Source organism: Candidatus Mesenet endosymbiont of Phosphuga atrata, from assembly GCF_964020175.1.
GTDB lineage: Bacteria > Pseudomonadota > Alphaproteobacteria > Rickettsiales > Anaplasmataceae > Mesenet.
In genome coordinates, this window is record NZ_OZ026541.1 from 1228937 (window position 1) to 1244047 (window position 15111).

Genomic DNA, 15111 nt, shown 5'->3' on the forward strand with positions numbered 1-15111 from the left:
AAATATAGAAAATTGACTTGTAAGTAAGATGTAATATACTGTAAGTTTGTAGTATTGAAATGAACAATATTGATTTAAGTACCAAGAAGCAAGAAGCACTTGATTTTCACAAAAAAAATAATAAGCCTGGTAAGGTTTCTCTTTTACCTACAAAGCCCCTATTAACTCAGAGTGATTTGTCTTTAGCTTATTCTCCTGGCGTTGCAGAGCCATGCCGTGAAATAGAAAACGATCCTGATAAGGTTTATGATTATACAGCAAAAGGTAATTATGTTGCAGTTATTTCAAATGGTACTGCAGTTTTAGGTCTTGGTAATATAGGTCCTTTAGCTTCAAAACCTGTTATGGAAGGAAAGGCTGTTTTATTTAAACGCTTTGCTGATATAGATGCAGTTGATATAGAAGTTGATACAGGCGATGTTGAGGATTTTGTAAATGCTGTTAGGTATTTAGGTCCAAGCTGGGGAGGGATAAACTTAGAGGATATAAAATCTCCAGAGTGCTTTTTAATAGAAAAGCGTCTAAACGAGCTAATGGATATACCAGTTTTTCATGATGATCAACATGGAACTGCTATAGTAACTGCAGCTGGCATAATTAATGCTGCTGATATTACTAAAAGAGAATTAAAAGATATTAAAGTTGTTATAAATGGTGCCGGAGCAGCTGGGATTGCTTGTACAGAGATGTTGAAACTTATAGGAGTAAAAGGTGATAACATTATCTTATGTGATCAACATGGAGTAATATATAAAGGCCGGTCTGAAATGAATGAATGGAAGGAAAAGTATGCTGCTGATACTTCTTGTCGTTCTTTGCAAGATGCATTAAATGGTGCAGATGTATTCTTAGGTTTATCTGTAGCAAATGTTCTTACAGAAGAGATGCTTGCTGGTATGAACAAAAATCCTATAATTTTTGCTCTTGCTAACCCTGATCCAGAAATAAAACCTGAACTTGCAAGAAAAGCTCGTCCTGATGCGATAATTGCTACTGGAAGATCCGATTACCCTAACCAAATTAATAATGTTATGGGTTTTCCGTATATATTCAGGGGAGCGCTGGATGTGCAAGCAAAAGCAATAAATAATGAAATGAAAATAGCTGCAGCATATGCTATTGCTAAACTAGCTAAGGAACCAGTGCTTTATGAAGTTTCTGTTGCTTATGGTGGTAAAAAAATGAGTTATGGGCCGGATTATATCGTACCAACTCCTTTTGATTCTAGGTTGATTTCAGTTGTATCTCCTGCTGTAGCGAAAGCTGCTATGGATTCAGGGGTTGCAAGGAAAGAAATTAAAGATTGGGATGAATATAAAAAACAATTACGGTCACGCTTATCTCCAACTTTTAATACACTAAATTTACTTTACGAGCATGTTAAACTTAGCCCTAAGAAAGTTATTTTCTCAGAAGGAGAAGAAGAAAGAGCAATAAGAGCAGCTATTGAGTGGCGTGATAATGACTATGGTGAACCAATACTTGTTGGACGTAGTGATAAAGTCATAGAGAACATGAAAAGACTTGGTATTAAAAATACATCTGGCATTAAAATTACAAATGCTGCAGTTTCAGAATGCAATGATGTATATATAGACTATATGTATAAAAAATTGCAACGCTTTGGTTACTTGCACAGAAGTTGTATTCGTGCAGTAAAAACTGATCGCAATGTATTTGCAGCTTGCATGTTAGCTTGTGGAGAAGGTGATATCTTAATTACTGGGCTAACTAGGGACTACGCTTCTTCTTTAAGTGATGTTCAAAAAATTATTGGCTTTGGTAGCAATGTAGTTTTTGGTTTATCTATAGTTATTACAAAAGATAGTACCCTTTTTATTGCTGATACTGCAATAAACGAAACCTTAACAGAAAGGGAATTAGCTGAAGTAGCAATAAAATCTGCTGCTAAAGCAAAACAAATGGGCCATAAGCCAAAAGTAGCATTTATTTCTTTTTCAGCATTTGGTAGTCATGGAATAAAAAATGGAGTAGAAAAAATTCATAAGGCAATTGAAATATTAGATAATTCAAATGTAGATTTTGAGTATGATGGAGAACTATCAATTGATGCAGCACTAAATCAAGATACGTTATCTTTATATCCATTTTGTAGGTTAAGTGGGCCAGCAAATGTTTTAATTATGCCTGGACTGCACAGTGCAAGTATATCATCAAAGCTACTACAGGAAGTAGGTGGAGGATCTACAGTAGGACCTATTTTAATAGGTATGGAAAAATCAGTACAGATTGTACAAATGACATCATCAGTATCAGAAATATTGAATCTTGCTGTGGCGGATATAAAATAAACTTTCTATCTTTATAAGTAGTTGTGATATAGTTCTCTGAATTATTTATTTTTGACTTCATTTTCCGACCTATTGTTGATTTAGTGCCAATCTGGAGAGGTGTACAACATCAGAGAGAGGAGCGTTTTTAGCCCTTTTCACGGATTCCCACCATGAAAGGACTACCAATTGATAATTGGAAGCGCTATGGTTATACGTTTTAAGGCATATAACTATAAGGATATCACCCTTACTTTAAGCAAAAAAGCCTAAAATAGCTAAAACTATTTAGTAGGTCGCCAAAGATCTTATTCAATATATTCAGATCTTTTTTTCCTATACATCTGCCACTTTAAAGGCCGCCTCTACAGCCTCAATCTCTCCAGATTGGCATTCCCATTATAAGCAGTACTTTAAAATCTATGGAAGCAGAAAATTGCAAGATTTTTGCAAAAAATTGCCACTATAATTAAACTGATCTTAATTCACCGCCAGTGCTTTTATAAACCGCATCTGTTATTATCTCTGATGCTTTTTTGATTTCATCTTCGATCAAAGTATGGTCAGGAGAATGGAACGTTACAGATAAAGCAACGGATTTTTTATTAGGATAATCGTCTATCTTATCATATACATCAAATACTAAAATTTCAGTTACAATATTTAAATTACTATTTTTAATAGAATTAATTATAGATCCTATAGCTACGTTTTTATCAACTAAAAAAGCGAAATCACGTTTTGCACTTTGGTATTGATAATCAATATATTTTTTACTATGGATTGGTAGTTTATCAATGCTGTTTAATATAATTTCAAAGCACATAATATCTTGTTTAAATTCATATGAATTTTTAATACTTGGATGCAGCTCACCAAAGTAGCCAAGTATTATATTATTGAAATAAACAGTAGCTGATTTTCCTGGGTGATAGTATGGCATATTACATTCAGAAATAGAAATACTACTATCATCAATATTTAAAAAATGCAGCACTGACATAAAATCTGCTTTGACATCAAAGGTATCAATTTCACGATCAGTTTTGTATAAATTACGTGGTAAATTATGTCCAGAACGCAGCCCACTTAAAACGAATTTTTGCTGATCTAAAACCAAGTCATCATTATATACTGGTCCAATCTCAAAAATTGCTAAATCAAATATACCACGAGCAATATTACTTTCAGCTATTTGTAATAAATTCGGAATAATACTTGGCCGCATAATATTTAGATTATTGTTCAGTGGATTTGCAATTAGAAATTGTTTATTGAAATAGCCAAATTTTTCTGCTATTTTTTCATCCATAAATGACCAAGTTAGTACCTCATTCATACCACGACTTGACATTAATACACGTAATTTGTCCTGCAATGTGCCAGGTGTTTGGACATCTCGTATATGTAATTCCTCTTCTTTTATTTTTTCATAACCATATATCCGCACTACTTCTTCAACCAGGTCGATAGGTAACTTAATATCAGATCTCCATGGTGGAGTGTTTACACTCCAAAGGTCATGATCATTTTTGTTAACTATAAAACCTAATCCTGTTAATATATCAAATATCTCCTCTTGCGATATATCTATACTGCCTAGTTTACTTACTTCTCTATAATTAAAATTTATTGTATTTTTGTGCTCAACATATTCACCTGCGGATACTACATCAGATGCAATACCACCACATATACTTAAAATCATCTCTGTTGCTATGTTTAAACCGTTGATAACAAATTCAGGATCAACAAATCTTTCAAAGCGATAACTAGCTTCAGTAGATAAACCAATGCTGCGAGATGTTGTAGCTATTGAAATAGGATCAAACCACGCTGATTCTAAGAAAATATTTTTAGTGTCAAGTAAACATTGGCTACACTGAGCGCCTATAATACCAGCTGTCCCATGAATATTTTTATCATCAGCAATAATATTTATACCATCTGCAAGTAGATAATTTTTACCATCTAAACCAACAAATTCTCTTTGTTCATTAACCTTTTGCACAACAAGTTTGCTGTTTATCTTATCTGCATCATACGCATGTAGTGGCTTGCCAAATGAAATCATTATATAATTAGTGATATCAACTACAGCAGAAATAGAACGTAGTCCTATAGACTTAAGTCTATCTTTAAGCCACTTGGGACTTTCTATGTTTTTTATACCATTTATGTACCTACCAGTAATGAAGCTCTCACCATCTGCAACCTGTAGAGTAATAGGAGATAGCGCAGAACTTTCTATTTTAGGAACATCTATCACTTTCAATTTACCGATACCAGTTGCAGCTAGATCGCGAGCAATCCCATATACACTTAAACAGTCTCCACGGTTGGGAGTAACATTTATATCTATTACTATGTTGCAAGGAAAAAAGCTCTCTCCAATTTGATAATCATCTGATAATTCTATTATTCCTGCATTTTTTTTACTGGAGAGTCCAAGTTCATCTTCAGAGCAAAGCATGCCATCGCTTGCAACACCACGAATTTTAGTAGAGGCAATTGTTATATTGCTTATTGGTAAAATACTGCCTACTTGTGCTAGAACTGTTTTCATACCGACTTTTACATTATCTGCACCACAGACTATTTGCAAAATTTCTTTACCATTGCTGACTTTACAAATTTTTAATCTATCAGCATTTGGATGATCTAGTACTTCATTTACCTGCGCTACTACAAAACTACTAAGATGTGTGTTGTCAGTTATTTCTTCTACTTCCAACCCTATATTAGTTAGCTTATTAGATATCTCTGTTGCAGTTGAATCAGTTTCTAAAAATTCAAAAAGCCAAGATAGTGAAAGTTTCATAATATAGAGTAAAGTTGAGATTTCATCTCAATATACAGGAAAGCAAAGGCAATAGCAAATACGCCTCTGCTTTTAGTTCTTTAATTACTGTTTCTTTTCTACCTGCTCTATAAGTATTTTTAGCTTTTCATAGAAATCATCACCAGGTAATTCATCGACCTCAGCACCAGCTATTTGACCTGAATCAGTTTCAATATCATCATCTGAATCTAAGAAATCTGAATCAACTGGAATCGAAAGTTTAGGGTAGAAAGTTATGATTGCATTATCTCTTTTAATAAATACTCCTGTATAACCATTTAGACCATAATAAAGCTCTCCTTCTCTTCCCTCTATCATCTTAAATGCCTGAGTTGCATAGGCTAATATATCATTAGCATGCAAAGTTTTATCAAGAGTTAATTTGTCCTTTTGCTGAATTTCTTTTTTGCGATTGAGAAATTCAACCCTCACTGTATATGCTGTACCATATACGGGTTCTAATTTTTTCTCCACAATCCTTGCCCGTTTAGTTTGTGAAACTTCAACTAACCTCGGATTAAAATGCAATCCACCGAGCGTTATATTTCTTGGTTGACCACAAAAAATATGTGTGAACCCATTGCTATTAAACCAAACCTGTGATAACTCTTCTACGAATTGATCAAGGTTTGCATTTGGAGTAATTACTTCATGGTTAAGTGCATCATAAATAGTTCTAGTAATTATTTCATTTTCTGGATCTTTAAGCATTGCTATAAATCGCTCTTTTGTAGGTTTCTTGCTTCCAAAAGCGCCACAAAGCCTTAATATTTTTTTGTCAAATGCCTCTGATTCAGCATTATAAAAAGAAAAAGGATTTTCAGCACTGATAAAAATATCCGAACCAGCAGTAGAGGGAGTATCTATATCGGTACTAGAAGAGCCGTCTGAATCAACCATATTTAAATTGCGAAATGCCTGAAATATTGTATTCTGACCAGCAATACAAATAGCCGGAATAGAAAATATGCTTAAAATGAATAACGATATTATAAATTTCAGCTTGTTTAACATTGCATTTACCTTCTTAATAATTAATTGTTGGTTGACTAGCGTATATTTCTCTTTTTAGAATAAATAAAATGATAAACTCAATTAGTATAATTACTATTAATATAGTTTTCAGTTGTTACAAAGCTTAAAGTATTTTCTGGATTGTATTAGCTTTCACTTTAGGGTTAAGTAATGTTTTTCCAGTTGGTGGTATTACTTTAATTTCAATATCTTGCAAGAATCTATTCCATATTTCATATAAGTTATCTTTTATTCTAGGCCATACAACATCTCTAAACGTTTCTCCTTCATCAGAAAACGTGTTACCTATAAGTCCTCCCATTTCTTCATAAGTTGTTTCAAAATATTGAACAATTTTATCTACTTCCTTAATAGTTTTATTTGCTAGATCTACTGCATTATTAGTGTTTTTATATTTATTAGCACCTGCTCCTAGTTGAACCAAATTTGTAACAATTCTACAGCTTTTCATAATACAATTTCCTAAGCCATCATCCTTATCATTTTGCAGATTATTTATAAAATTGATTGTGAGCTCACCTATTAAAGGAGATAGTAAACTCTGACAAAAGTGTTTTACATTATCTTTTATTGCTACAGTAGGATTTTTTATACATTCGTCAGCTAAACAATATTCTAACTCTACTGCCTCCAGCAATGTTTTTATTTCAGTTTTAATCTTATCAAAATTTTCTTTCTTTAATAATTCAATTAGCTTGTCTTCTATTATCGAAAATTTTATTTTTTCATTGGAAAATAATCTTGCTTTATAAGCATTCTCTGTTTCTTTATTTATAGTTAATTCTTCTTGCTCCAATTTCAATTGTTTTAGTAATTCTAGAAATTTTTCACTATTTTTTAAATGTGTTTCTATCATTTGTTTTTTTAGTCTGTTTTGTATGTTGACTTCATTATTAACAATTTTGCATTGATTAATTAATTTATTAATTGAAGCAATAGATATATTATCACCTGAATCTAATAATCTGATTTTGTCACTTTGGATATTGGTATTAATTACTCTAACTTTTTCCTTATAGAGCTTAACTAATGCATCCATGTCTTCCTTAATTATACCGATTTTTTTCTTTATTTCCTCCTCTTGTATTTCATCATTTATCTCGTACCTTATTTTATTGAGCTCTTCTATTTTCTTACAAATGCTTTTATTGTTTTGTCCTCGAGATAGTGACTTCAATTCTAAGTCTAAACTTTTTAGAGACTCATCTATCAGATCTTTTACCAAATCATAATTTGTTTTTATGCTATCATATTCATTTTTGAGATTCTTGTACTTAGCTTCTATTTTCTCTTCTAGCTGATTTAATGACACGTTTTCTTTTTTAAACAATTCTGGTTCGATAATTTTTTTTGAATTAGAAAACCTCCTATCATCTTCTGAAAGAAGCTCTAAACCATTTTCTTTTTGCTGCTCATATAAACTTTGCAGTTTATGTTTTGCGATTACTTCAACAATCTTATTTATGAGGTTATTTATTTCTTCATCAGTTACTCGTTCATTGTAGTCTACTATTAGCTCATGTAATTCTCTATGGTTATTGACCAGGCCTTGATATATTTTATCATCTATATGTTTCGTTAAACTTTCAACTTCATCCCAAGGTATGTGCTTTAATAAATTTACAGCTTTATCTAATTGTGATCTTCTCAAATTCTTATGAAGAGTATTTTTGTCAGTATTAGGTTTAAATAGATCCTTTAATTTTTGTCTTAAATCATCATCTGGTATTTCTTCTCTTTTTAAAGCTTCATGTATTTCTTTCAACTCATTTTCTGTCTCAATATGCCTTTTTTCTCCCTCTTGCTTCAGCTCTCTAATCTTTTTCTCAGCTTTAGATATAGCACTATCTATCTTTTGAGGAAAATACTCCCTATAAATATCAATGTTTGTTTTTTTTTCTAACCTCTCTTCTCCTGGCAATGCTTCATACTCTGATTTATATAAAAGATCTTCATATTCTAATTTTAATATTTGATAAATTTTGTCATCTACATCATTCGCATTTATTTTTTTCCCCTTTAGTTTATTTAATTCCTTTATTATGAATTCTTTTTCAGTTGGTAACTTTTCACCCTGATTTTTTAATTCTTGCTTTATAAGTACCTCTTTTAACCTGTCCTCTGATATAAATTCTTCTTTTCTTCTTTCCTTTCCAGCTTTGATTGCCTGTATAAACGCAACTTTGTAAGCATCTTCTATTAAATAGCTTATTATTTTGGAGTCTATGTTATCGACTACCTTAAGCCTAAATTCGTTTAACAGCTCTTTTAATTTGTCATATGTAATATCTTTCTTTTCTAAAGCTATAAGCTTACCTATAGTTGCAGTAAATTCCTTAAGGGAAGTCTCAAGTAATTTTTTGATCTCACCACGCAAGGGTGTAAGTCCATCTTTTAAAGTAATGCCAGCTGATAGCTTAAGCGTTATATTCCCTTTTTTATTAGATATAATTTCGACCCGATTATTATCTTTAGTTAAATCACGAATTAATCTATGAAATTGCTTAGGGAACTCAATTTTTATATTAAACTCAATGTTTGAAGTTTCTATTTCCTCATCATGAATAGATACTGTGATATTTTGATCCTCATATCTGTTTTCTTTACTAATCTTCAAAACCGTAATTAAGTCTTTTGACAATTCTTTATTCAAAGCATAAAAAATAGCTAGTGCCACTGTTGCTGGGATTAGCAAAGCCGTTAGTATAACTACATTAATACAAACAACTGCAAGGGTAAGAATATTATAAACTAGTTTTTTTGCTTGATTTGTCTTCTTCTCTTTTAGAATAGAATCTTTCCCGTTCTTTTTTGTAGCTTGTTTATATGATACAACCCCTAATGCAGTAAGAGCTATATAAGGAAACATTAAAACTGATAGAGCTAAATTTAACCTTTGCTTTTCTGCACTAGAATAATTAATTTGCTTATATATTTTACTCGCTACATTGTACCAAGAAATGATGAAGTCAGAGTTGTAATCTTTATAACTGAATAAACTTAAGGGAATATTTAATTCAGCAACTGGATTAATGTTCTTATTGTTTTCCCCTACCATAGAATCTATTTCCTCTAATACTAAATTAGTTTACTAATTATTTAATAAATTGTCAATTATTATGGTTCATTTTTAATAAAAGATGAGTTTTAAAGTAAGAAATCTAAAATCAGATTATATCTATTAGTAAATAAATATAATATATATGTTATACTTTAGTTGAATTCTTGTCTCTTACTGTTTTACTAACTAAAAGAAAGTAAGTTATTTAAGTGAAAGTATAAGTAATAATAATCAAAATAACAATTTTTATGTATGAAATTAGAGAATGCGTTTGGGCTAAAAACTGAAAAGAAACATGAGCAATTAAATAGGCAAAAAGGTAATTTTGCATCTATCAAAACCATAGATAATGATTTTATATCTTATGCTTGTCATTATGATGATTCAACTATACTAACAAAAAATGGAAACTTACTACAGGTAATAAAAGTTGAGGATTATAATGCTGATATAACACAAGGAAAGAAGGATTTAAGATCTGAAGTTAGAAACGCTATTAGTAGAAATATTGCTACTTCTGAATTTGCTGTTTGGATACATACTGTACGAAAGTGCAATAATTTTGATTTAAGCTGGGAAAATACAGGTGATTTTTCTGACGAATTGCATAATTCATGGCATAAATTAGATAAAAGCATACCAAAGTACGCTAATACATTGTATATTGTTATATTAATAGACTCTTTAAATGAAAACTTAAATGGTATAGTTAATGCATTGTCATTTAATTATGTAAAAGATAAACATAAGCTATATCTACAGAATAAATTTAGGGAATTGCAAAAAGTAGTAAGTTTAGTTCTTGCGGATTTAGAGCCTTTTCAAGCTAAAAAGTTACGGCTTGTTTTTTGTCAAGATTGTAAAATACGCTCGGAAATTTTAGAATTTTTTAACTTCATTATTACACTATCTCATAATAAATGCTATATATCTGAACAAGATTTATTTGAAAGTATAAAAGATGTAAAAATAGCTTTCGGATATAACTCATTCCAAGTAATAAGTAACAATCAAAAAAGGTTTGGTGCCATCCTAAGCATTAAGGAATACAGGGAAATTCCTCTAAATAACATAGACCTATGCTTACAATTGAATTGTAAATTTATTATATCAGAAATGATAAGGTTTGTAAAATACAAAGAGGCAATAGCAACATTTCAAGAGAAATATGACATATTGAGAATTAGTGAGGACGAAGAGTTAAGAAGAGCTTCAGGGCTTGAAGAAATAATTGAAAACAATTCACTTTCTATGGAGTTTTGTAAACATAAAATTAATTTTACAATTATTGCAGATAGTACACAAGAATTGAACAAAAATGTATCTAGTGCAGTGTCTGCTTTATCTTCAATTGGGCTTATGACAATACGAAATGATCTACATCTAGAAGACAATTTTTGGCTACGGCTTCCTGGAAATTTTGTATTTTTTACACAGCAAAATAGTATACCTGTTAAATATTCATGTGGCTTTAGCTCTGTACATAGCTTTATATCTGGTACGATGAAGGGAGGACGTTGGGGAGAGGCAATAACAACGTTTTTGTCAAATAAGGATAATATTTACTTTTTTAATTTTCATAGCATTAAAAATAGTGGACATACAATAGTCTTAGGGCTACCAAGCTCAGGTAGAACCTTGCTTATTAATTTCTTACTATCAGAATCAAGGCACTTAAATGCAAGGACAATATTGTTTGATAATAGTGGTAAGTCAATTATATTTGTAAAAGCCATGAATGGTAAATATTACACTATAAATCCTAAGGATGGTTTACAATTCAATCCATTAAAAATAGATAATAACGTAAATAACCGTTATATGTTATGTGAATTATTTAAGAGAATGGTAGGAACTACAGGAGAAGGTCCTATAGATACCGCAGTAAAGAAGATAGTCGATTATGTATTTAGTATACCGGTTGAATATAGATCAATCTCTAAAATCTCTAAGATTCTTGAACAATTAGGTGGCAACATAAAAAAATGGTATGGAGATGGGGAATTTGCAAATATATTTGCTGACTGCGATTCAGAAAATTTTGATTGGAAGGAGAAAATATTAGGAATTAATATAGGAAAATTAACAAAAGAATGCATGTATGTTGTATTGTATTACTTTTTACACCGTCTTGAGATTGAGTTTGATGGTTCACCAACGATATTATTATTAGATGAAGCCTGGAAAATTAGCAGTATTTTTAGAACAGAAGAAGAATTTGATGATTGGATGAATAGGATGAAAGAGCTAAATGTAATTGTAATATTTAGTACTGAAAATTTATCAGAAGCTTTGATTAGTCCTTTTTCACGTTATGTTGAAAAACATGTTGATACAAAAATTTTAATGCCTAATCCTTATGCAAGTAAACTTTATAAAGAAATATTTTCTTTATCTAAAGAAGAATTTGATATGCTATTGCAAATACCAGCCTATAATAGGCATTTCTTGCTAAAACAAGGAAATAGATCAATAGTCCTTACACTTAATCTTAGTCAAATGCGAGAGGTTCATGTATTATCTGCAAATAGCAAAACTATAGAGTTTATGTATGATGCAATTCAAAATAAGGGAGATGAGGCTAATAAATGGCTACCAGAATTTTATGAAAAATGTCAAATTTAGGATTGTTATAAAATTACTTTGTATATTTATTATCCTTATAACTCCATTTGATGTATATGCTTCATTTTGGGATGATATTGGGGCCTTCTTCAGTGGCGATCTGTTCAAAATAAGGACAAAAACACCTAGTAGTATGAATACTAGTGATGGCTTTTTTAATCCCAAAATAAAAGTATGTCGTGGTAATTATACTTATTGTGATGACATGGCTGATGGTGATTGCGAAGGAGTGGGAATGACATATGCAAGAGCATATGTAGATTGGGAAGCAGAAGAACCTAAGATATGTGCTTGTCAGGTTTTTACATGTTATGATGCTTTAGCAAAAGGTTTAATATCAGCAACTACCCTTTTTGTAGGGGGAATTGCAGTTTTAGCTACTTTAGATAAAGATTACAGTAAAGAATGTACTGCAGATCCGCAATGCATACCGATACCACTAGCACCTGGGCCTCCTCCATTTTGTGATCAGTTTAAGGCATCACCTGAAATTAGGATAGTTCCTGTAACAGCTAGTAATCAATCTTTTTTTCAACCTAAGATTAGAGTTATTATCGGATCTCAAACACAAAATCTAGATGTGAGCACAGATGGCAGAAAACATAGTTATCCAATTGAATATGATGGAGAAAGATATACTTTTAAAACCTACAAAGAAGAAGATCAACTTTGTGCAGATTTTTATGATAATAGTTCAGATATCATGCTTGGTAGTCAATGTTTTCCAATGCCTAAAATAGGCAAACCTGAGTTAATACCACTAGATGAAGAAGGTAATGAGATAAAGTTAGATGTAACTAAAAATCCAAGGCTCATTAATTTAGATAAAGTTAAAGTAAAAATACCAGGTTATAATCATAATCCAATTACGCTTGCTTATGGTCAGGAATATAATATTAATGGTTTAAGATTAAGTCTAGGAAAACCAAAAGTTAGTGATGATAGAAGTTTGATAATTGGTGCAAACAATGATAATGGTAAAGTTACATGTCTTTTTTCATTACCATCATGGAGTTCCGATGAATATGTGCTCAAAAGAAAGGAAAATAGAAGAATATTTAAATATTTAAAATCATTGGGAAAACAGTTTAATGATTATCGAATTGTTCCTATTGGTGATAAAGATCAATATGTACCATGTGGTAAAAACCCAAAAGATTTAAATACTATGGGGCAAGATGAGTTAGATAGTATTAAACGGTTTGGTGGTAGTTATTATTCTATCGGTAGTAATAATCCTATATGCAGTGACAAAAGCATATGTTGTAAAGGCTGTTTGTGTAAGGATGGTAATACGTTAAGCGTAGTGGGCAAAGGAGAAAGATGTACAGATGGTAAAGTGTGTAATGCTAATTATAAGGTTGTATATAAATACGAAGATGTTGCACATAAGAGTGAGTCTTTCAATGATGATCCATCAAATCCAGAATATTCAACAAAATATATTGATGAAGATACAGAGAAACCTTTTTTCCTTACAAAAGAAGAACTTAATGATGAAGAAGGTGAATTTTTTAGACCTAAAGATCCATATGTTGATGGCTTATGTATAGATAATTTTGAGCGTATTTCTTATACCGACCCTAAAGAAGACTTTAGTTCTGATTTGAAAAAAGATCCTAATCTTAAGAAAGATCATAATTTAGAAGATCAATATCACTATTTTGATGCAAAAGAAAAGCAGTGTCAGTTTGTAACAATGGAAGCTTGGGGGGGGGGAGGTGCTGGTTTTATTGATGAAAAAAAACCAGCTAAATCAACTTCAGGGGCTGCCGGAGATTATACAAAAGCAACAATAAAAGTAAGTGATGAGCAGCCGATATTTAAAATTAAAGTTGGTAGTGGTGGCAAGCTGGAGCAAAATAATGGTAATGCCAGTGAAGTATATATGTGTAATAAAGATAAAAAAAATTGCAGTAAATTAATCATAGCAGGTGGGGGAGATAATAGTGTAAGAAAACAAAATGCGGCGATAACTAATGAAAAGTTGGTATACACTAGATTCATAGGGAGAATAAAAGGTACAAATGAGTCAGATAAAATAGCGCTGCCATATAAAAGTGGGGAAGAGAAAGACGAAATTCCATATATTATGAATGTTTTTAAAGAATCGTTAACCTGTAGCAACTCAATAAAAAGTAACGAGGTAAAAAAAATCGCAAATGACAATAAAATACCAGGTTCAGGTGGGTGTATAAATAGTGATAAGTTATCATATCAAGAAGGTGCAAATGGCAAGGTTGTTATTACTTGTGAACAATGGGATTAATTAGTTGATATACTGGAGCATAAATTGAGAATAGTTTTCATGGGGTCACCAAACTTTGCTATTACTCCGCTATTATCATTAATTGAGGCGAAATATAATATAGTTGCCGTTTATACTAAATCTCCTAAATCTGCAGGTCGCGGGCAAAAAATTACTAAAACTCCTGTACACACAATTGCAGATCAAAATAACATTAACGTTTGTATCCCATCTTCTTTTAAAACAAGTGATGAAATAGAAATATTTCGCAATTTACATTCTGATATAGCCATAGTGGTTGCTTATGGTTTGATTTTGCCTAAATTACTTTTTAATATTCCAAAGTATGGATGTATTAATATACATCCATCTTTATTGCCAAGGTGGCGTGGTGCTGCTCCAATTCAATATGCAATTTTAACAGGAGATAAAGAAACTGGAGTAACAATAATGCAGGTGGACGAACACCTAGATGCAGGTCCAATATTCATGCAGCGTAGTATTAATATAAATACAATAGATAATTACCAAACTTTACATAATAAGCTATCGATATTGGGAAGTGAGTTACTTTTACAAGTGCTGAGTAATATTAATAAATTAATTCCTAAAAAGCAGTGTACAAATGGAGTATCATATGCAAATAAAATAGAAGATTATAAAATCTATCTGTATGATAGTGCTGAAGTTGCATGTCGAAAAATTAAAGCTCTATATCCAAAGGCTTTTTTTTATTTAGGTGATAAGCGGGTAAAGATATTAGATGCTAGCTATTATGAAGATGATAATAAACAAGATATAAAACCAGGTACAATTATAAACTGTAACATGCACATAAAGTTGAGTGGTAATAGCATACTAGTTCCTAAAATTTTACAAATAGAAGGAAAAAAAGCATGTACAGTTGATGATTTTACTCGTGGTCACTCCATACAAGAGATGGAAATTTTGTGAAGACTTTAATTTAAAGCTGGTTAGATTCATACAACCAAAGTAACTAGAAGTTATG

General features: G+C 31.3%; 7 protein-coding genes. 4 read left to right on the top strand and 3 right to left on the bottom strand.

All coding sequences use genetic code 11. The features are described 5' to 3' along the window. Positions 1–59 precede the first annotated feature (59 nt). Positions 60–2312 carry an NADP-dependent malic enzyme gene (locus tag AACL09_RS05955; RefSeq protein ID WP_339047735.1) on the top strand — a complete coding sequence of 751 codons (2253 nt, stop codon included), beginning with the start codon at positions 60–62 and terminating at the stop codon, positions 2310–2312. A gap of 448 nt (positions 2313–2760) precedes the next feature. Here AACL09_RS05955 and pheT read toward each other — a convergent pair whose 3' ends face one another. The 3 genes from pheT to AACL09_RS05970 all read right to left on the bottom strand — a co-directional run bounded on the left by pheT (position 2761) and on the right by AACL09_RS05970 (position 9226). Continuing rightward, positions 2761–5112: a phenylalanine--tRNA ligase subunit beta gene (pheT, locus tag AACL09_RS05960; RefSeq protein ID WP_339047737.1), complete on the bottom strand. Its 2352-nt coding sequence runs from the start codon at positions 5110–5112 to the stop codon at positions 2761–2763. Between the two features lie 84 nt (positions 5113–5196). Next, positions 5197–6147, bottom strand: a complete 951-nt coding sequence (locus tag AACL09_RS05965; protein WP_339047739.1) for an EndoU domain-containing protein — start codon at positions 6145–6147, stop codon at positions 5197–5199. A gap of 124 nt (positions 6148–6271) precedes the next feature. Then, positions 6272–9226 carry a hypothetical protein gene (locus AACL09_RS05970; protein ID WP_339047740.1) on the bottom strand — a complete coding sequence of 985 codons (2955 nt, stop codon included), beginning with the start codon at positions 9224–9226 and terminating at the stop codon, positions 6272–6274. 255 nt (positions 9227–9481) lie between these two features. On the opposite strand from AACL09_RS05970, the gene AACL09_RS05975 reads away from it, so the two are divergent. Genes AACL09_RS05975 through fmt form a run of 3 tightly spaced genes read left to right on the top strand, consistent with a single transcriptional unit; the run spans position 9482 to position 15056 of the window. Further along, positions 9482–11854, top strand: a complete 2373-nt coding sequence (locus tag AACL09_RS05975) for a type VI secretion protein (protein WP_339047742.1) — start codon at positions 9482–9484, stop codon at positions 11852–11854. Then, positions 11835–14123: a glycine-rich domain-containing protein gene (locus tag AACL09_RS05980; protein ID WP_339047744.1), complete on the top strand. Its 2289-nt coding sequence runs from the start codon at positions 11835–11837 to the stop codon at positions 14121–14123. The genes AACL09_RS05975 and AACL09_RS05980 overlap by 20 nt, the downstream gene beginning before the upstream one ends. 24 nt (positions 14124–14147) lie before the next feature. After that, positions 14148–15056, top strand: a complete 909-nt coding sequence (fmt, locus tag AACL09_RS05985; protein WP_339047746.1) for a methionyl-tRNA formyltransferase — start codon at positions 14148–14150, stop codon at positions 15054–15056. The last annotated feature ends 55 nt before the right edge of the window (positions 15057–15111 follow it).